Annotated in this window: 16 protein-coding genes; 8 read left to right on the top strand and 8 right to left on the bottom strand. The window is 69.2% G+C overall.

Annotated elements, in window-relative coordinates; translation table 11 throughout:
* Positions 1-56: 56 nt before the first annotated feature.
* Positions 57-926: a LytR/AlgR family response regulator transcription factor gene (locus tag H587_RS0113610; RefSeq protein ID WP_027176721.1), complete on the bottom strand. Its 870-nt coding sequence runs from the start codon at positions 924-926 to the stop codon at positions 57-59.
* Between the two features lie 167 nt (positions 927-1,093).
* Here H587_RS0113610 and H587_RS0113605 point away from each other — a divergent pair, with 167 nt between their 5' ends.
* Genes H587_RS0113605 through H587_RS0113595 form a run of 3 tightly spaced genes read left to right on the top strand, consistent with a single transcriptional unit; the run spans position 1,094 to position 5,904 of the window.
* A complete protein-coding gene (locus H587_RS0113605) occupies positions 1,094-1,828 on the top strand; it encodes a metallophosphoesterase family protein (RefSeq protein WP_034609517.1) in 735 nt (244 codons plus the stop codon).
* Positions 1,829-1,856: 28 nt separating this feature from the next.
* Positions 1,857-3,212 carry a protein kinase domain-containing protein gene (locus tag H587_RS0113600; protein WP_027176719.1) on the top strand — a complete coding sequence of 452 codons (1,356 nt, stop codon included), beginning with the start codon at positions 1,857-1,859 and terminating at the stop codon, positions 3,210-3,212.
* A gap of 37 nt (positions 3,213-3,249) precedes the next feature.
* Entirely contained in the window at positions 3,250-5,904 is a 2,655-nt protein-coding gene (locus tag H587_RS0113595; protein WP_027176718.1) for a cobyric acid synthase, read from the top strand.
* A gap of 48 nt (positions 5,905-5,952) precedes the next feature.
* Here the strand turns inward: H587_RS0113595 and H587_RS19835 are convergent, their stop codons facing one another.
* Positions 5,953-6,414, bottom strand: a complete 462-nt coding sequence (locus H587_RS19835; protein ID WP_051202858.1) for a hypothetical protein — start codon at positions 6,412-6,414, stop codon at positions 5,953-5,955.
* A gap of 34 nt (positions 6,415-6,448) precedes the next feature.
* Here H587_RS19835 and H587_RS0113585 point away from each other — a divergent pair, with 34 nt between their 5' ends.
* The 3 genes from H587_RS0113585 to H587_RS0113575 are packed head-to-tail and all read left to right on the top strand — an operon-like array spanning position 6,449 to position 8,835.
* Complete coding sequence (locus tag H587_RS0113585; protein WP_027176717.1) at positions 6,449-6,937, top strand: CinA family protein; 489 nt, start codon at positions 6,449-6,451, stop codon at positions 6,935-6,937.
* Positions 6,938-6,946: 9 nt separating this feature from the next.
* Entirely contained in the window at positions 6,947-7,669 is a 723-nt protein-coding gene (locus tag H587_RS0113580; RefSeq protein ID WP_027176716.1) for a hypothetical protein, read from the top strand.
* Positions 7,670-7,704: 35 nt separating this feature from the next.
* Entirely contained in the window at positions 7,705-8,835 is a 1,131-nt protein-coding gene (locus H587_RS0113575) for a DegT/DnrJ/EryC1/StrS family aminotransferase (protein WP_027176715.1), read from the top strand.
* A 93-nt stretch (positions 8,836-8,928) separates the two neighbouring features.
* Here the strand turns inward: H587_RS0113575 and H587_RS0113570 are convergent, their stop codons facing one another.
* Together H587_RS0113570 and H587_RS18755 are read right to left on the bottom strand one after the other, a co-directional pair.
* Positions 8,929-10,578, bottom strand: a complete 1,650-nt coding sequence (locus H587_RS0113570) for an NAD+ synthase (protein WP_027176714.1) — start codon at positions 10,576-10,578, stop codon at positions 8,929-8,931.
* A gap of 7 nt (positions 10,579-10,585) precedes the next feature.
* On the bottom strand, positions 10,586-11,398 hold the full coding sequence (locus tag H587_RS18755; RefSeq protein WP_034609434.1) for a glycosyltransferase family 2 protein: 813 nt from the start codon (positions 11,396-11,398) through the stop codon (positions 10,586-10,588).
* 155 nt (positions 11,399-11,553) lie between these two features.
* Here H587_RS18755 and H587_RS0113560 point away from each other — a divergent pair, with 155 nt between their 5' ends.
* Together H587_RS0113560 and H587_RS0113555 are read left to right on the top strand one after the other, a co-directional pair.
* A complete protein-coding gene (locus H587_RS0113560; RefSeq protein WP_027176713.1) occupies positions 11,554-12,651 on the top strand; it encodes a DegT/DnrJ/EryC1/StrS family aminotransferase in 1,098 nt (365 codons plus the stop codon).
* On the top strand, positions 12,648-13,208 hold the full coding sequence (locus tag H587_RS0113555; RefSeq protein ID WP_027176712.1) for a class I SAM-dependent methyltransferase: 561 nt from the start codon (positions 12,648-12,650) through the stop codon (positions 13,206-13,208). The genes H587_RS0113560 and H587_RS0113555 overlap by 4 nt, the downstream gene beginning before the upstream one ends.
* Before the next feature lie 7 nt (positions 13,209-13,215).
* On the opposite strand, the gene H587_RS0113550 is transcribed toward H587_RS0113555, so the two are convergent.
* From H587_RS0113550 to H587_RS0113535, 4 genes are all read right to left on the bottom strand, one after another.
* Positions 13,216-15,315 (bottom strand): tetratricopeptide repeat protein, encoded by a 2,100-nt coding sequence (locus H587_RS0113550; RefSeq protein ID WP_027176711.1) that lies wholly within the window; start codon positions 15,313-15,315, stop codon positions 13,216-13,218.
* Positions 15,316-15,491: 176 nt separating this feature from the next.
* Positions 15,492-16,418, bottom strand: coding sequence for a class I SAM-dependent methyltransferase (locus H587_RS0113545; RefSeq protein WP_051202855.1), 927 nt, complete (start codon positions 16,416-16,418; stop codon positions 15,492-15,494).
* Between the two features lie 14 nt (positions 16,419-16,432).
* Entirely contained in the window at positions 16,433-17,167 is a 735-nt protein-coding gene (locus H587_RS0113540; protein ID WP_027176709.1) for a sulfotransferase family 2 domain-containing protein, read from the bottom strand.
* A gap of 5 nt (positions 17,168-17,172) precedes the next feature.
* Positions 17,173-17,904 carry a class I SAM-dependent methyltransferase gene (locus H587_RS0113535; RefSeq protein WP_027176708.1) on the bottom strand — a complete coding sequence of 244 codons (732 nt, stop codon included), beginning with the start codon at positions 17,902-17,904 and terminating at the stop codon, positions 17,173-17,175.

Below are 17,904 nucleotides of genomic sequence, written 5' to 3'. Positions count from 1 at the left end.
CTTCGAGCGCCCGGAAATATCGGCGGGCGGTCGGGGCCGTCCGGCCAATGGCGGGCCTAGAAGCCCAGGATCTGCTTCAGCCGGGCGATGCGCCGGCGGCTGATGGGCAGCTCGATGCGGGTCTTGCCCGCCGTGCGGAGCATGAAGTTGCTGCCCGGCAGGCTGGCGATCTCCGTGACCATGTCCAGGTTCACCAGGTACTTGCGGTGGACGCGGAAGAAGCCGTGCGGCTCCAGGCGCTCCTCCAGGTTCTTCAGCCGGTAGGAGGTCAGGAACTTCTGCCCGGCGGTATGCACGTAGGAATAGTCCTCGTAGGCCTCGACGAAGACGATCTGGCCGTAGGGGATGAGGATCATCCGCCCGTCCAGGGTCACGGCCAGCTTCTCGATCTCCGGGGAACGCGTGCGGTTCTGGTCCCAGGCGTCCTTGAGGGCGTTCAGGAAGTATTCCTGCTCCTCGTCGCCCATGTTCACCTGCACGGTCTCCTCGCCGTCGTCCTCGACCTCCTCGGCCTCGGGCCAGGCCTCGGGCGGCGGGGGCACCTCGCGGAAGCGGGTCTTGAAGTCCGCCAGCCGCTCCAGGGTCTTCTGGAAGCGGTCCTCGGAGACCGGCCAGAGGAGGTAGTCCGCCGCGCCCATCTCGAAGGCCTGGTAGGCCTTGGTTTCGCTGGCGGCGATGAAGACGAGGCCGGGCTTGCGCTTGCGTCCGGCCAGCATCTGGGCCAGCTCCAGGCCCGAGACCCCGCCGGGCAGGTCCAGGCCGAGGAAGAACACGCCGTAGGGGATGGACTCCAGCAGCTCCAGGGCCTCGAAGGCGCTCACGGCCTCGCCCAGGATCTGCATCCAGGGCACGTTCTCCAGGCGACGGCGCAGCTCGGCGCGCACGGCCGGATCGGGGTGGAGGAGGAGACTCTTGAGTTTCGCCATGGCTGGAGGTGACGGGTGACCGCCTTTGTATCGCTGTATCCCGAAAACGGAACGGATCGCAATCCCCCTTCGGGGGCTCTTGGAAAGGCGGGGAGGGGCTGCTTCATTCACGGGAGGTGATCGACGCGGTAGACCGGCGGAGCCGGCTGGGTTATCTTGGGGATATGATGAATCTTCCCCACAGACTGGCCGTCCTTTCCGATCCCCACGGCAATCTGGAAGCCCTGCAACGGGTTCTGGAGGACGTGGAGGCCCAGGGCGCGGAAGAGATCATCTGCCTGGGCGACGCCGTGGGCTACGGCCCGGAGCCCGAGGCCGTGGTCCGGCTTCTGCGGGAGCGGGGCATTCCCCTGGTCATGGGCAACCACGAGCACGGCATCGCGGACAAGGCCCAGATGTGCCGCTTCAACCCCCAGGCACGGCAGGCCCTGGAACGCACGGCCTGTCTGCTGGAGCCCGCGACCGTGGCGTTTCTCGCCGGGCTGCCGCGTTTTCTCTGCCTGTACGGCGCGCGCTTCGTGCATGGCTGCCCGCCGGACCGGGTGAACACCTATCTGTACATGATCCGGGACAAGGCCCTGCCCGCGCTGTTCGGGCGTTTTCCCGAGGAACTCTGCTTCGTGGGCCACACCCACGAGCTGGCCCTGGTGGAGTTCGACGGGGCCGAGGCCCGGCATTTGGAACTGGCCGAACGCACGTCGCTTGCGCCGGGGCGGCGGTACATCGTCAACGTGGGCGCGGTGGGCCAGCCCCGCGACGGCGACAACCGGGCCAAGTACGTGCTCTGGGAGCCGGAGGCGCGGGCGCTGACCGTGCGCCGGGTGCCCTACGACATCCAGAAGACCGTGGACCGCATGCGCGAACTGGACATGCCCGAGGTCTACGCCGACCGGCTCTGGTAGCCTCCTCGGCCCATGTGGAAGGACGCTGATGAAACGCATCGGACGCTATGAAATCTTGGGATTGCTCGGCCGGGGCGGCATGGGCGCGGTGTACAAGGCCGCCGCCCCGCTCACCGGCCGGGTGGTGGCCCTGAAGCTCTGCCGCCCGGCGGAGATCATGGCCGACGTGGTGGGCATGGCGGAGTGCCGCCGCCTGTTCCTGCGCGAGGCCGTGACCATGGCCCGGGTGCGGCACCCCAACGTGGCCCAGATCCTGGACGTGGACGAGGACGCCTCGGGCCCGTTCTTCGTCATGGAGTATTTCTGCAACAACCTGGGCGTGGTCCTCGGCGAGGACTACGAGATGGACCGGCCCTGCCGCCGCCTGCCGGTGGACACGGGCCTGCGCTACACCCGCCAGATGCTTTCCGCGTTGCGGCGGCTGCACTTCGAGGGCGTGGCGCACCGCGACCTGAAGCCCTTCAACGTCATGTTGGCGGACTTCGGCGAGGGGCGCGACGAGGTCAAGCTCATCGACTTCGGCCTCTCGCGGCTGCGCGGCGAGGTGGGCGTCGGCCACGCGGGCATGGTCGTGGGCTCGCCGTTCTATACCGCGCCGGAGCAGGAGCGCGACCCGGACGGGGCGGACGCCCGGGCGGACCTCTTTTCCATCGGCGTGACCCTGCACCGGATGATCACCGGTTTCCTACCCGAGGAACGGCCGAAGAACCGCAAGCCTGTTGTTGAATTGAACCCGGAATTGGGTTCGGAATTCGACGAATTCTTTGAAAAATCCTTGTCGCCAACGCCGGAAGGCCGTTTCACCTCCGCCGGAGCCATGCTGGCGGCCCTGGACGAGCTGGAGGAACGCTGGAGGGACCGCAAGGAGGCCACCTGCTCCCTGCTGGAGTCCCCGCCGCCCGTTCCGCCCCGCGCCGAACGGCCGCGATCCGCCCCGCTCAAGGCCGGGGTCCGCGAGGCGCGATCCGTCTTCGGCCTGGACGAGTTCTGGCGGCCCGTTTCGGGCTCGCGCGGCGACCTGCTGGACAACGGCGACGGCACGATCCTGGACCGGGCCACGGGCCTGACCTGGGAGCGCGGCGGCTCGGACTATCCCCTGGCCTGGGACCAGGCCCTGGAACATGCGGCCTGGTGCAAGGCCCGCCGCCTGGGCGGGCGGACGGACTGGCGGCTGCCCACGGTGGACGAACTGGGCACGCTCTTCGCCCAGGCCCCCCGGCCCGGGCAGTTTTGTCTGGAGGCCCTGTTCGATCCGGAGAAGCGCCGCCTCTGGAGCGCGGACCTGAAGTCCTTCGTGGCCGCCTGGTATGTGGACGCCGAGACCGGGTTCATCTGGTGGCAGGACATGACCTGCGGCTTCCACGCCCGCTGCGTGGCGGGGTAGCGCGATCGCCCGCCGGGCGGAGGAGGGTGTCATCGACATGCGGCAGTCGTTTCTGAGCGGTCTGGACGAACGGTTGCGCGAGGAGCGGCGCTACGCTCATGGCGGCAATCTGCGCAAGCTGGCCGAAAAGGCGGGCTGTGCGCCTTCTGAAATTCTCGATTTTTCGGTCTGTCTCAACCCCCTGGGGCCGCCGCCCTGGCTGGCCCGCGAGGTGGGGCGGGCCCTGGCCGAGGTCGCCGCCTACCCGGACTCCGAGAGTTCCGACGTGGGGCTGGCCGCCTGTGAACTGTACAAGGTCTGGCCCACCCAGGTGGTGGTGGGCAACGGGGCCTCGGAACTGCTCCAGGCCGTACCTCGGCTGGGCTCGTGGAAGCAGGCCGTGATCCCCGCGCCGACCTACGTGGATTATGGCCGGGTCTGCCGCCAGGCGGGCCTGGCGGTGCGGACCCTGGCGCTCAAGCCCGAGCAGGGCTTCGTCCTGGATATGGCGGCGTTGGAACGGGAGATCACCGCGCCGTCCCTGGTCTTCCTCTGCCGCCCCAACAATCCCACGGGCCGTGGCTTCGAGGCCCAGGCCCTGCGCGACCTAGCCGGACGCCGCCCGGACTCGCTGTTCGTGGTGGACGAGTCCTTCGCGGACTTCGGCGAGGACCAGGACCGCCTCGTGCGCCGTCGGCCGGACAACGTCCTGGCCGTGCTCTCCCTGACCAAGTTCTTCTGCATGCCGGGCCTGCGCCTGGGCCTGGCCTTCGCCGAGCCGGAAACCGCCGCCCGGCTCAAGGAACTGCTGCCGCCCTGGTCGGTGAACGTCATGGCCCAGCGGGTGGGCGCGCGGGCGCTCAAGGACCGGGCCTACCAGGAGGAGTCGCAGCGCCGGGGCCGCGAGCTTCGCGAGGAGCTGGCCCGGGAGATCCGGGCCCTGCCCGGGTTCCAGGTCCTGCCCTCGGAGGCCAACTTTCTGCTTTGTCGGACCCTGCGCGCGGGCATGACCGCCCGGGAGGTCTTCGACCGGCTCCTGGCCGAGCGCATCGCCGTGCGGGTCTGCGACAACTTCGAGGGCCTGGACGACTCCTGGTTCCGGGTGGGCGTGCGCGGGGCCGGGGACAACGCCCGGCTGGTGGAGGGCCTGGCGCGCATCGCCGGTATTTCACGGCCCGTGGCGGTCGAGCGCCGACGCCGCACTCCCGCGCTCATGGTCCAGGGCACCAGCTCGGACGCGGGCAAGAGCCTGCTCACCGCCGGGCTCTGCCGGGTCTTCCTCCAGGACGGCCTGCGCGTGGCCCCGTTCAAGGCCCAGAACATGTCCAACAACTCCTTCGTCACGGCCGACGGCGCGGAGATGGGCCGGGCCCAGGTGGTCCAGGCCCAGGCCTGCCGACTGGCCCCTGACGCGCGCATGAATCCGGTGCTGCTCAAGCCCGGCTCGGACACGGGCAGCCAGGTGGTGGTCCTGGGCAGGCCTGTGGGCAACATGAACGTGGGCCAGTACGTGGAGTACAAGCCCACGGCCTTCGAGGCCGTGAAGAAGGCCTATGACGGATTGTCGGCCGAGTTCGACCTGATGGTCCTGGAGGGCGCGGGCAGCCCGGCGGAGATCAACCTCAAACAGCACGACATCGTGAACATGCGCATGGCCGAGTATGCCGAGGCCCGGGTGCTCCTGGTGGGCGACATCGACCGGGGCGGGGTCTTCGCGGCCCTGGCCGGGACCATGGAGCTGTTCACCGAGGCCGAGCGGGCGCGGGTCATGGGCTACGCCCTGAACAAGTTCCGGGGCGACCGTTCCCTGCTCGACCCGGCGCTTTCGGCCATGTTCGAGCTCACCGGCCGCCCGGTGCTCGGCGTGGTCCCCTGGCTGCGTGACCTGGGCCTGCCCGAGGAGGACTCGGTGTCCTTCGGCCGGGGCTTCGGCGGCGCGGACAAGCGCGGGGACCGGCTGGACGTGGCCTGTCTGGCCCTGCCGCGCGTCTCCAACTTCAACGACCTTGACCCGCTGGCCGCCGAGCCGGACGTGGCCCTGCGGCTGGTGGAGTCACCCCTGGACCTGGGGCGGCCGGACGCGGTCATCCTGCCGGGGAGCAAGAGCACGGTGCCGGACATGCGCGCGCTCAAGGGCGCGGGCATGGCGGCTGCGCTGCGCTCCCTGGCCGCCGACCCCTCCGGCCCGGTGATTGTTGGGCTCTGCGCCGGGATGCAGATGCTCGGGGCCGAGATTCTCGACCCCCACGGCCTGGAGTCGGACGGCCGCGGCGTGGACGGCTTCAACCTTCTGCCCGTGAGCACCACCCTGGTCACGGAGAAGACCCTGACCCGGGTGGAGGGCCGCCACGCGGCCAGCGGCCTGCCCGTGCGCGGCTACGAGATCCACCACGGCCGCAGCCGCGCGCTGTCCGAGAGGGTGGAGGAGACCGTGCTGGACGCCGAGGGCCGGGCCCTGGGCTTCGGCCTGCCCGGCGGCCGCGTCTGGGGCACCTACGTGCATGGCCTGTTCGACGACGACCGCTTCCGGCGCTGGTTTGTGGACGACCTTCGGCGGCGCAAGGGGCTCGACCCCCTGGGCGAACCCCAGACGGTCTACGACCTGGAGCCCGCCCTGGACCGGCTGGCCGACGCGGTGCGCGGGAGCCTGGACATGGCCCGCATCTACAAGGCCCTGGGCTTCGAGGTCAGGGGGCGGGGCAGCCTGCTCTAGGGCGGGCTGCTCGTTGCAACGCGGCGGCGGGGATTTTTCAATGGCCCGCTAGGGATCGATGCCGTCGCGTTTGTTCTGGATCACCACGCGGATGAGGTAGCCCGCGCCGAGGGCCACGGCCAGGGCCGCGAGATCCTGGGTCCAGAGGGCCAGCCCCAGCAGGGGCGCGGCCACGGCCACAGCCGCGACCTGGAGTTTCTTGCGCCGGTCCCAGGGACGCGCGCGCCAGTCGTGCTCCAGGCGGATGATCCGCGCGGCCAGGTTTTCCGGCCCGCCGAGGCCCAGGCGGCGCATGGGCGGCAGCTTGAGGTCCAGGAAGGCCGCGGCCGCGCCGCCGAAGAGCGCCAGCCCCAGCAGGCCCTTGTTCCGCAGCCACAGCCCGGGGACCAGGAGGAGCAGGCAGAAGACTTGGCTCCACCAGTTCCAGGGATTGATGTGCCGCCGCCAGAGCAGCTCGCGGATGCCGGGCTTTTGGTCCATGCCGCAGTCTAGGCCGGAGGGCCGCGCCATTGCAAGAGCCTCCCGGCCCTGGTAGGAATTCCGCATGGACGGAAAACTGAAGGGCGATATTCTGGAATTGGGCGCTGTCTTGCGCTCCCGGGGAGCTACCCTGGCCTGCGCCGAGTCGTGCACCGGCGGCCTGCTGGCCGGAGCGCTGACATCGGTGGCGGGCAGCTCGGAGTGGTTCCTGGGCGGCGTGGTGGCCTACCACGACTCGATCAAGAGCCGTCTCCTGGACGTACCGGAAACCTTTCTGCGGCAGCATGGGGCGGTGAGCGAGCCCGTGGTCGCGGCCATGGCCCGGGGCGTGCGCGAGGCGTTCTGCTCCGATCTGGCCGTGTCCATCTCCGGCATCGCCGGACCCGGCGGCGGCACCTCCGAGAAGCCCGTGGGCACGGTCTGGATGGCCTGGGCCTCGGCCGGAGGCGTCACGACCCGGCGGTTCCTCTTCGAGGGCGACCGCGCGGCGGTGCGGGAACAGAGCGTGGCCGAGGCCGTGTCCGGCCTGCTGGCTCTGGCCGGGCGGAGCTGAGGGGCGCGCGTGCGGTTGGGCTGCGGCTGGGTGCTGGTTCTCCTCGCGGCCGTGTTTTTCATCGCGCCGCGTCCGGCTTCGGCCCAGGAGGCTTCGCCGGGAGCCATGGAAGCCGTGCCCTGGGCGGATTTCGTCCGTCTGGCCGGGCCCTGCGTGGACCGCGAGGTGGTCCTGGAATCGCCCCCGGCCGGTCTGCCGGTGACATTGTATTCTCCCGAACCCCTGAGCGGAGCGCCGCTTCGGGCCGTGCTCGCGGCCCTGGCCCGGGCCGCCGGAGCCGAGGTCGAGGACGACGGCCGACGTCTCGTGCTGCGCGGCGGCGAGGCCCGTGGCCGTGGCCTGGCCGTGGTCCGGCCCGGCCGGAGCCTGGGCGGGGAGCGGTCCCTGGAGTTCGCGGTCCGGCTGCTGGGCCCGGCCGGAACGGCCGAGGCCGGGCCCGAGGCCGTGGTCCTGGCCGGGGAGCCGGAGCGGGTCCGGTTGACCGCCGGAGCCCTGCGCAAGGCCGGGCTGCTGGCCCGGGATCTGGACGTGGCGCTCGTGGGGCTCTCAACCCTTGACGCGAAAGGCGCGGCGGACCGGCTGGACGCCTTCTACTGGAACCTGTATGTGCAGGGCCTGGTTCGGCAGGCGCCCATTCTGGTGCCCTTCGAGTGGGCCCGGTGCGTGCTCGTGGCCGCGAGTCCCGCGCTGACAAAGGACGCCGCGCGGACCTTGCGCGACATGGACCACTGACCTCCGGACATGCCGGAGTAAAGGAACGAAATGAAATGACCATTCCCTTCATCGACCTCAAATCCCAGTATCGTCTCATTCAGGACGAGGTGAAGAAAGGCATCGAGGCCGTGCTGGAGCACGGGGCCTACGTCATGGGCCCGGAAATCCGCGACCTGGAAGCCCGCTTGGCCGAGTTCACCGGCGTGAAGCACGCAGTGGCCTGCGCCTCGGGCACGGACGCCCTGCTCATGGCCCTCATGGCCCTGGGCATCGGACGGGGCGACGCGGTCTTCACCTCGCCGTTCACCTTCATGGCCACCGCCGAGGTCGTCAGCCTGCTGGGGGCCACGCCGGTCTTCTGCGACATCGACCCCGTGACTCTCAACATGGACCCCGAGAGCCTGGACACGGTCATCCAGCGCACCCGCGCCGAGCGCCTGGATCTGCGGCCGCGCGCGGTCATCAGCGTGGACATCTTCGGCGTGCCCTGCGACTACGACGCCGTGGACGCGGTCTGCCGGAACCACGGCCTGACCCTCATCCAGGACGCGGCCCAGTCCTTCGGCGCGCTCTACAAGGGCAAGCGCTGCGGGGCCTTCGGCACCATCGGCTGCACCTCCTTTTTCCCGGCCAAGCCCCTGGGCTGCTACGGCGACGGCGGCATGTGCTTCACCGACTCCGACGAGTGGAACGACCTGCTCCAGTCCGTGCGCATCCACGGCCAGGGCCGAGACAAGTACGAGAACGTGCGCCTGGGCATCAACGGTCGTCTGGACACCATGCAGGCCGCCGTGCTTCTGGCCAAGTTCAAGCTTTTCCCGCGGGAGATCGAACTGCGCCAGGAGGCGGCCGACCGATATGCCGCGCTGCTCTCCCAGGTGCCCGGATTGACCGTGCCCACGGTCCCGGCCGACTGCCGGAGCGTCTGGGCCCAGTACTCCGTGCTGGCCCGTGACGCCGCCCACCGGGACGAACTCATGGCCAAGCTCAAGGCCGCCGGAGTGCCCACGGCCATCTACTACCCCACGCCGCTGCACCTGCAGAAGGCATACTCCTCCCTGGGGCACAAGCCCGGCGACCTGCCGGTCTGCGAGAATGTGGGCAGCCGCATCTTCAGCGTGCCCATGCATCCCTACCTCACCGCCGAGGTCCAGGAGCAGGTGGCCAAGGCCATGCTCGCCTGACGTTCGGAACAAAGCGGAATTCCAGGAAGGCCCGGCCGATTCGGTCGGGCCTTCGTCGTTTCGGCGGGATGAGGGGAGAGTGACGTCGGAGGGTCAGAGCATCCGGCGGCAGGCCAGGGGCATGCGCCAGCCCGTGCCGAAGCTCCTTTCGGTGAGCTTGATGCCGGGCACGGCTTGGCGGCGCTTGAACTCGGCGGCGGCCACCAGCCCGAGCACTCGGCGCACCGTGGCCGGATCGAAGCCCCGGGTCGCGATTTCCTCCCCGGATCGGCGGCCCTCGATGTGCAGGGCCAGGATTTCGTCCAGCATGTCGTAGGGCGGCAAGCTGTCCTGGTCCACCTGTCCGGGCCGCAGCTCGGCCGAGGGGGCCTTGGTCAGGACGGCCTCGGGGATGGGGGCGCCCCGGCGGGCGTTGATCCAGCGCGCCAGCCGGTACACGGCGGTCTTGGGCAGGTCGGAGATGACCGCCAGGCCGCCGGACATGTCGCCGTAGATGGTGCAGTAGCCCACGGCCAGCTCGCTCTTGTTGCCCGTGGTCAGGAGCAGGGCGCGGAACTTGTTGGACAGGGCCATGAGCAGGTTGCCCCGGATGCGCGACTGGATGTTCTCTTCGGTGACGTCCTCGGGCAGTCCCGCGAAGGCGTCCTTGAGCGTCTCGGCGAAGCCGCCCATGAGCGGACCGATGGGCAGGGTCACGGTGCGGATGCCCAGCCGCCGGGCCAGTTCCAGGGAGTCGTCCACGCTGCCCGCGCTGGAGTGGGGCGAGGGCATGAGCACGCCGGTGACGTTTTCCGGGCCGACGGCCTCGGCCGCCACCACCGCCACCAGGGCCGAGTCGATGCCCCCGGAGAGGCCCAGCAGGGCCTTGGAGAAGCCGCTCTTGCGCATGTAGTCCCGGGCGCCGAGCACCAGGGCCCGCCAGCTCTCGGACTCCGGCGAGAGGTCGTCGTCCTCGATCCGGTTTCCCCCGTCGTCCAGGTCCACCAGGAGGATGTCCTCGTCGAAGCCCCGGGCTCGCGCCAGCAGCGCACCATCCGGGCCGAAGGCGCAGGAGCGGCCGTCGAAGACCAGGTCGTCGTTGCCGCCCACCTGGTTGGCGTAGGCCAGGGGCAGGCCGAGCTTGGCGGCCAGGGCCCCAAGCAGGTTTTGGCGCAGGGCCTGCTTGCCCAGCGAGAAGGGGGAGGCCGAGAGGTTGACCACGAGGTCCGGCCGGCGGCGGGCGATCTCCTTGACCGGGTCGGCGTGGTAGCGCGGCCTGGGCCAGAAATCGCCGTCGTTCCAGAGATCCTCGCAGATGGTCACGGCGATGGTCCGGCCGCCCAACTGAAAGAAGTTGTCCCAGCCCGGGGTCGATGGCTCGAAATAGCGATCCTCGTCGAAGACGTCGTAGGTCGGCAAGAGCGTCTTGCGGAAGCTTTTCTCCACCGCGCCGTCGCGCAGGAGCAGGGCGCAGTTGAAGGCCCCTCGTCCCTCGCGCGAGGGGTTGACCTCCACGGCTCCGACGAGCACCGGCGGCAGCCCGGCCAGCTCGGCGGCGAGATCTTCGGCCCGGACCCGGGTCCGTTCCAGGACCGCGTCGTAGAGCAGCAGGTCGCGTGGCGGATAGCCCAGGAGGGCCATCTCCGGGGTCAGGCAGAGGTCCGCGCCGAGGGCGGCCGCCTTCCTGACGGCCTCGGCGATGCGCGCGGCGTTGCCGTCCAGGTCGCCGACCAGGGGATCGATCTGGAGCAAGGCGAGTTTCATGGCGGCCTCAGGGCTGGGGAGTCTTTCCGGTGCGCAGGAACTCGCGGGCCTCGCGCACCAGGGCGATGGATTCACGGAAGAGGCGGTTCCACTGGCCCGGGGTGTGGTTGTCCACCTGGCGGTCGGCGCCGTGGATGCGCACGTTGGCCAGGACCTTGGGAACATGGACGAAGGGGACGCCGTGCATGGCGAAGCGCTGGTAAAGCTCGTGGTCGTGGGACAGGAGATCCTCGCGGTACCAGCCCAGGCGCTCGTGCAGGGAGCGGCGGTAGAGCTTGCAGACCCCGCAGAAGTACCAGTCGCCGAAGCAGGCGGCGAAGTCGGCTTCCGGCAGGGAGAAGCGCCGCAGGATGCGGCCCCGGTCGTCGACCACGTGCATGTCGGCGTAGGCGAAGTCGGCTGTGGTCCGTTCCATGGCGGCCAGACATTCGGAAACCATGGACGGCAGGAGCATGTCGTCGGAGGCGATGTAGGTGCAGAATTCGCCCGTGGCGGCCCGGAAGCCGGTGTTCAGGGTCGCGCCCAGGCCGCTGTTCCGCTCGTGATGCAGGACACGGATCAGCCGGTTCTGGGGGTAGCGGGGATGGACCTCGCGCTCCACAGTGTCGGCGGCCTCGTCGTAGCGCCGGGCGAAAGAGGCCGTTTCCGTCCGGACCCGGGTCAGGAAGTCCTCGATGACCGCGGGCGTGTCGTCGGTGGAGCCGTCGTTGACGATGACGAGCTCGATGTCGGGGTGCTCCTGGAACATGACCGCGTCCAGGGTCATGGGCAGATATTGGGCCTGGTTGTAGACCGGCACCACGATGGAGACGAGGGGCATGACGGACTCCCTTGGCCGCTCCGGCGGCCGTGCCGAGACTGACACAACGGCCCGGGCCAGTCAACGCGGAGGCCCGGATCGGTTGACAATCCGCCGGGGCGGAGGCTAGCTGGAGCCCAGGCCCGGACCAGGGCCGGGCAGCGCGAGGAGGCGGCATGAAGTTCCTGCACCAGGTGGAGCCTTATCTTTCCGGTCGCGAGAAGACGGCCTTGGCCGAATACCTGGACTCGGGCGGCTGGCTCACCGAGTTCGAGAAGACCCGGCAGTTCGAGGCCCTGGTGGCCGAGGCCGCCGGAGTGGCCCACGCGGCGGTCCTGACCAACGGCACCGTGGGCCTGTATCTGGCCCTCAAGGCCCTGGGCGTGGGCCCGGGCGACCGGGTGGTGGTGCCTAACTACACGATGATCGCCACGGTCAACGCCGTGGTCTGGGCCGGGGCCGAGCCGGTCTTGGCCGACGTGGACCCCGCCACCCTCTGCCTGGATCTGGGCACGGTCCCGGACGTTCCGGCCAAGGCCATGATCTACGTGGAGATCAACGGCCGCCGCGGAGACATGGAGGCGGTCTCGGCCTTCTGCCGCGCGCGCGGCATGGCCCTGCTGGAGGATTCCTGCCAGGCTTTGGGCTCCTCTTGGAACGGCAGGCCCCTGGGCTCCTTCGGGGCCATGGGGGTCTTCTCCTTCACCCCGCACAAGATCATCACCACCGGCCAGGGCGGCGCCGTGGTCACCGACGATCCGGCCCTGGACCGCGAGGTCCGCAGGCTCAAGGATTTCTGCCGCACGGCCCCGGCCACGGACCAGCACGACGCCGTGGGCTTCAACTTCAAGTTCACCGATCTCCAGGCCGTGGTCGGCATCGAGCAGATCAGGGATCTGGCCTGGCGCATCGGCCGCCGCCGCGAGGTCTACGGCTGGTACCGCGAACTTCTGGCCGGCGTGCCCGGCGTGGTTTTCCCCCCGGCGGACCTCACCCAGGTCACGCCCTGGTTCGTGGACCCGCTCCTGCCCTCGCGGGAGCTGCGCGACGGCCTGGCCGTCCACCTCAAGTCCCGGGGCGTCGGCAGCCGTCCCTACTACCCGCCGGTGAATGCCCAGCCCGTGTACGCCCGGCTGACCCCTCCCGACGGTCTGCCGGTGTCCGAGGAGCTGGCCGTGCGCGGGCTCTGGCTGCCCTCGTCCATCGGCCTGCCGCGCGAGGACGTGGAACGGGTCTGCGCCGAGGTTCGCGAATTCATGGAGGGCCGGGCATGAGCGCGCTCAAGGTGCATCTCGGCTGCGGCAAGCGCCGTCTGGCGGGCTATGCGCACGTGGACTTGGCCGACTATCCGCACATCGATCACCGCCACGACATCCGCACCCTGCCCATGTTCGCGGACGGAACCGTGGACCTGCTCTACGCCTCGCACACCCTGGAATACTTCGACCGGGTGGAGGTCCGCGAGGTTCTGGCGGAGTGGCGGCGGGTGCTGCGGCCGGGCGGAACGCTGCGGCTGGCCGTGCCGGACTTCGAGGCCCTGGCCCGGGTCTACCTGGACAGCGGGAACCTCGGACTGGTCATCGGCCCGCTCTACGGGCGCTGGGAGGTGCCCGGCGGCCCGGTGCTGCACCACCGCACGGTCTACGACTTCGCCGCCCTGAAGGGCGTGTTGGAGGATTGCGGTTTCGCGGGCGTCCGGCGCTGGGACTGGCGCGAGATCTTCACCGGCGAGCTGGCGGGCTACGACGACTACTCCCAGGCCTACATCCCGCACATGGACAAGGACCACGGCAGGCTCATCAGCCTGAACGTGGAGGCCGACAAGGCCTGAATCCTTCCTATCTGGCCGAGAGGCTCCTGGCGGGCCGGGTGGACCGCTCCTCGGGGAGAACCTCGGCCGGCTGCGGAGCGGCGTTGTCCGGCTCCCGTTCCGGGGGCAGCGGCAGGAAGAAGGAGCGGAAGCGCCTCGAGGCGGCCTGATCCATGGAATAGATCAGACGCTCCGCCGCCGGGATGTCCCCGGCCAGGCGGAAGATGTCGCCGTACCAGCGCGCGTCCAGGTTCGAGGTCAGGACCACCACCGCGTCGTACATCCCGTTGAAGATGGCCGGAGCCAGCGTCTCGGCGTGCTCGGCATGGCTGAACCTGCCGGAGGGCATGGCCAGGATGCTCCCCATCCCGTCGGGGTTCCGCTGGGTCAGGAAGTCGGGGTTGGCGGTCAGTACGTCCATTCTGCCGTGGAACAAGGGGCGGGCCTTCTGCAGGAAGGCGAAGAAGTGGACCCAGGGCGCGGTGCGCAGCACGAGCATGCGGCCGGTCCTCACGAAGACGCGCGTCAGGGACAGCTCCCGGCGGGGATCGCCCCAGGCCGGGCCGATCAAACGGTCATCGGAACGGATGCCGGAAAAGACCGAGGCGGCCTCCTCCACCTCGCCGGCTTCGAAGAGCGTGGCTGACAGCTCACGGTCCACCCGCGCGAGCAATTCATGGTCCCGGCGGTCCCGGCGGAAGGCGCGTAGCGCCTCCACGGCCCGACGGTGTTCACCCTGCCTGCGGGCGCAGGTCACAGCGTTCTGGAGCACGGGCCAGGACAGGGGAGCAGCGGCCAGGGCCCGGTCGTGCTCGGCGAGCGCCCCGGCGCCGTTTCCCTCGGCCTCCAGCAGTCGGGCCGTGAGCGAATGCAACAGCCCTCGTTCCGAGGCGTCTTCCGGCGCGGCCAGTGTTTCGAGCAGGTGGCGGGCGGCGGCCGTCTCGCCGCAGTCGAGCAGGAATCCGGCCAGCCAGAGGCGGTTCCGGCAGCCCACCGTCTCCAGTTCAACCACGGACAGGGCCGTTTTCAGGGCCTCGGTCCTGCGTCCCAGGTCGAGCAGGGACTGGGCCAGGAAGCGCCGGGTCAGCAGCCGCCGGCCCACGGCGTGGGCGTCGGGAAAGCCGGGCGTGAAGCGGCTCCAGAACAGGTCATGCCTCCGGGCCGTGGCCAGGGCCTGTTCGACCTGGCCGCAGCGCAGCAGGATACGGGACATCTCCAGGGCGTAGGAATGGGGGTGGGCGGCTTCGACCTTGCGGTACAGGGCCAGGGCCCGGCTGAAACGGCCCAGGCGTTCCTGCACCTGGGCCAGCAGGCCGTAATCGCGGGGGTGTCGGGGCGTCTTTTCCTCCAGGGCCAGAAGCGCATCCTCGTAGCGGCCGGAATCCAGCGCCTTCACGGCGAAGCGGTTCCAGTCGGTGCGCGTGGCGGCGGGCGGATCGCAGACGTCGAGCGTTGCGACCGGCGGCAGGTCGATCGCGCGCTTGGTGAAGAGGCGTACGGCCCAGGCGTACAGCTCCATGTCCAGGGCGTTCGTTTCCAGGAACGCCGGGAGCAGATCGGCTGGAAATTCCAGGCGGGCGGCTCCGGAGACGTTGACCCTGGGCATGTCCCCGAGGGTCAGGCCGAGGTCCGAGGCCATGAGCCGCAGGGAATCCTCCATGCGCTCCACCAGTCCGAAATGGAGGAAGAGGCCTTCGAGCCGCTCCTTGGCCAGGGACAGGCTGCCGGAGCCGAGCCAGCGCACCATGTGGTTGGGCTGGTGCTCGGTGAGCAGGTATTGCTCCAGATCTTTCTGCATCCGGCCGCTCTTCCAGAGATAGTGGTGCAGGGACAGGAAGGTCCGGTGCGGATCGCGGAGGAAGGTCACGTAGGCCGTCCGGCGGTTGCCGGGCACGGCGGCGTGGCAGCCCCAGACGATGTGCCCGGAAAGGAACCAGGGCCCGGAGCCCAGCCGGGCCAGGCGTTCGTAGTCGGCGGGCTGGTCCAGGTGGATGAAGCGTTCGGCGTGGCTGCGGCGCAACAGGGCGTTGAAGCTCGATCCCGCGCATTTGGGGATGTGGTGGAAGAGGCACAGGGAATCTTCGTGCCGGGGAGCGAAGGGTTCGCCGTGGCGCAGCAGATGGTGCATGGCGGGCTCCTTTTTTGGATGCTCCGCTGTTTTGCAAAAAACGTACAAGTGTGTGCTTGCATTGCGTGTCGCCCGCAAACATGCATGAATAGGTAATTCGCGGGAGGCTCGGTCCGGACCTCGCTCCCTGGCCGCTGTCGGATGACGGAAGAGAGACGGAAAAACGACGTGTCGCGTTACACGGTCACGCGTTCCATCCAGAAGCTGCCGCCGCCCATGCCGAGCTGGTAGCCGGGGAAGATGGCCCGCATGCGGTCGAGATGCCGACGGCCCATGTAGCCCACGGCGAAACGCACGCGGAAGGCGCGGTTGAAGCAGAGGAAGGCCTGCAACAGGTATTGCTCGGCCCAGAAGAAGCGCATTTCCTCGATCCATTGGCGGGGGTAGTCGTGCGGCAGGAAGATGTCGTGGACGTGGACCCAGACCCCGGGTTTCAGACGCGGCAGGATTTCCAGGAAGAGGCGGTTCACGTCGCCGCCGATGCGTACGGTGTGGGTGCTGTCGATGAACAGGATGTCGCCCGCGCCGAGTTCCTCGAAGACTTCCAGGGGCGTGTCCTGCACCGGCTGGCGGCGGACCTCGCCGACGCCTTCCACGGCCCGTTCCAGGAACGCCCGGGGGTAGGGCTCCACGCAGAGGATGCTGCCGCTCCCATTCTCGCGCACGGCCCGGGCCGTGACCAGGGTGGAGTAGCCGCTGCCGACCTCCACGATGCGTTTGGGCCGCAGGTGGCGGGTCAGGGCGTAGATCGTGAAGGGGTCGGCCCCGGAGATTTGGTCGTTGTCGAAGCTGAACTCCAGGTCGTTTCCCCGGCTTTTGAGCGGAAAGCCCCGGAAGTCCTCGGTGTGGCGGGCGAAGACCTCTTCCAGTAGGCGCAGCTGTCCGGCCTCGTCCATGTCCACCCCAGGCAACTCCGAGTCGCGTTCGAATATCTCCGGCTCCAGCCGGGAGACGTCCGGGATGGGCGAGTAGAAATGCACCGGGGTCACGTGCAGCCCGGCGGCCTCGGCCTGGGCGAAGTGCCTGCGCGCCGAGGGCACGTCGCCGAAATAGGCCTTGAGTTCGGCCAGCAGCTCCGCCAGGCGCGCGTCGTTGTGCGTCATCGTCTCCGTTCTCCTCACGTCGGGATCGCGAATTCGCCCAGTCCCAGGGCGTGCATGTGTCTGCCGTGCAGTTTCAGGCCGTAGAGGTACAGCTCCATATCCAGGACGTTGGCCCGGCGGATGGCCTGGACCGTGGCCGGTTTCAGGTCGGACGGCTTCCTGCCCCGGCTCGGGTTGACCGTGCAGGAAACCACCTTCGTCAGGCCGCAGAGCTTCTGGACGGCCCGGCAGGAGGCGTCGAAGTTCTCCTGCAGGCCCACGAAACGGAAGTACTTGCGCAGGGCGTCCTTGGCCTGGCGCAGGAGTTCGTCTCCGGACAGCGAGGTCGGGCGGTAGAGCGTGCCCGTGAGTCGCCGGACCATGCCGTTGCGGGCCTCGTCTTCCGGACCGGACGTCACGTAGTCGCGCAGCCCCACGCCGGAGGCGCGCAGGGAGTCCCGCAGGGGGCTTTGGTCCACGGTCATGAAGTAGTTGTAGAGCGAGACGACCCGGCTCACGGGGTGGCGCAGGAAGGTCAGCAGCGTGTAGGGCTGCGGCACATGGGCCAGGAATTCCGGCACCAGGTGCCCGGTGATGCAGCGGAAGCGGAACCTCTCTTCCTCCGGCATGGCCTGGAAACGCTCCCGGCCCGCGTGATGACTGCCGTTCAGGTCGCAGGAGTACAGGGTCTCCCCGTAGTTCTCGCGCAACATGCGGTTGAACGACGACCCGGCGGTCTTCGGAATGTGGAAGAAGACGACCCGCTTCACGGTCGCTACTCCTTGACCAGGGCGAAGCCGAAGGCGCTCTGGCGGCTGAAGGCCCGCCGCGACTTGTAGTGGTACTTCATGAAAATGTACGGCGGATAGCAGAGGGTGTCGTCGTCCAGGGCCATGTCCAGGCGGCTGGCGATGTATCCCGGAACCAGGGGCTTCAGGCCGTTGCGCAGCAGATACTCGATGTCCACGCGGTAGTCGAAGCCGATGACCCGGTCGTTGACCCCCGGGGTCACGTGCACGTCATAGGTGCAGATGAGCACCCCGCCGGGTTTGAGCACGCGCGCCAGCTCCAGGACGTGCCGGTGGTGGGCCGTGGGCTGCTTGGGATCGTAGATGTGCTCCATGACCGAGACGCAGGTGATGACCTCGAAGTGGCCGTCCGGGAAGGGCAGCTTGTCCAGACCGGCCTCCACCAGGGTCAGCCCGGTCGTCTCCTTGTCGTTGGCCGCGAAGTGCTCGCGGGCGCGCTTGACGTAGTCCGGGTCGGCGTCGGCGTAGTCGAAGTTGTCCGCGCCGTAGGCCTCGTAGCCCAGCTCCTTGAGCCACAGGGGCATCCGGCTGGTGCCGCAGCCCGCGTCCAGGGCCCGCCCGCGCCGGGGCCATTCCCGGGCGATCTTGAGCGTCCAGGGCCATTCCCAGGCCCGCACGCATTTGCCCTTCTCGCTCAGGCAGTCCACGTCGTTGTCGTGCAGGTCCAGGGTCACGGAGATCTTGGCGTAGTCGAACAT

Origin of the sequence: Desulfovibrio aminophilus DSM 12254, from assembly GCF_000422565.1 — a bacterium.
GTDB lineage: Bacteria > Desulfobacterota > Desulfovibrionia > Desulfovibrionales > Desulfovibrionaceae > Aminidesulfovibrio > Aminidesulfovibrio aminophilus.
Note: the sequence above shows the minus strand (reverse complement) of the source record. Positions and strands in the feature narration are given on the sequence as shown.

Coding starts and splice junctions, on each gene's coding strand:
- H587_RS0113570 (WP_027176714.1), bottom strand. CDS start 10,578: ATGAAACTCGCCTTGCTCCAGATCGATCCCCTGGTCGGCGACCTGGAC.
- H587_RS0113610 (WP_027176721.1), bottom strand. CDS start 926: ATGGCGAAACTCAAGAGTCTCCTCCTCCACCCCGATCCGGCCGTGCGC.
- H587_RS19835 (WP_051202858.1), bottom strand. CDS start 6,414: ATGGCGCGGCCCTCCGGCCTAGACTGCGGCATGGACCAAAAGCCCGGC.
- H587_RS0113585 (WP_027176717.1), top strand. CDS start 6,449: ATGGACGGAAAACTGAAGGGCGATATTCTGGAATTGGGCGCTGTCTTG.
- H587_RS18755 (WP_034609434.1), bottom strand. CDS start 11,398: ATGCCCCTCGTCTCCATCGTGGTGCCGGTCTACAACCAGGCCCAATAT.
- H587_RS0113575 (WP_027176715.1), top strand. CDS start 7,705: ATGACCATTCCCTTCATCGACCTCAAATCCCAGTATCGTCTCATTCAG.
- H587_RS0113550 (WP_027176711.1), bottom strand. CDS start 15,315: ATGCACCATCTGCTGCGCCACGGCGAACCCTTCGCTCCCCGGCACGAA.
- H587_RS0113545 (WP_051202855.1), bottom strand. CDS start 16,418: ATGACGCACAACGACGCGCGCCTGGCGGAGCTGCTGGCCGAACTCAAG.
- H587_RS0113600 (WP_027176719.1), top strand. CDS start 1,857: ATGAAACGCATCGGACGCTATGAAATCTTGGGATTGCTCGGCCGGGGC.
- H587_RS0113595 (WP_027176718.1), top strand. CDS start 3,250: ATGCGGCAGTCGTTTCTGAGCGGTCTGGACGAACGGTTGCGCGAGGAG.
- H587_RS0113555 (WP_027176712.1), top strand. CDS start 12,648: ATGAGCGCGCTCAAGGTGCATCTCGGCTGCGGCAAGCGCCGTCTGGCG.
- H587_RS0113560 (WP_027176713.1), top strand. CDS start 11,554: ATGAAGTTCCTGCACCAGGTGGAGCCTTATCTTTCCGGTCGCGAGAAG.
- H587_RS0113535 (WP_027176708.1), bottom strand. CDS start 17,904: ATGTTCGACTACGCCAAGATCTCCGTGACCCTGGACCTGCACGACAAC.
- H587_RS0113605 (WP_034609517.1), top strand. CDS start 1,094: ATGAATCTTCCCCACAGACTGGCCGTCCTTTCCGATCCCCACGGCAAT.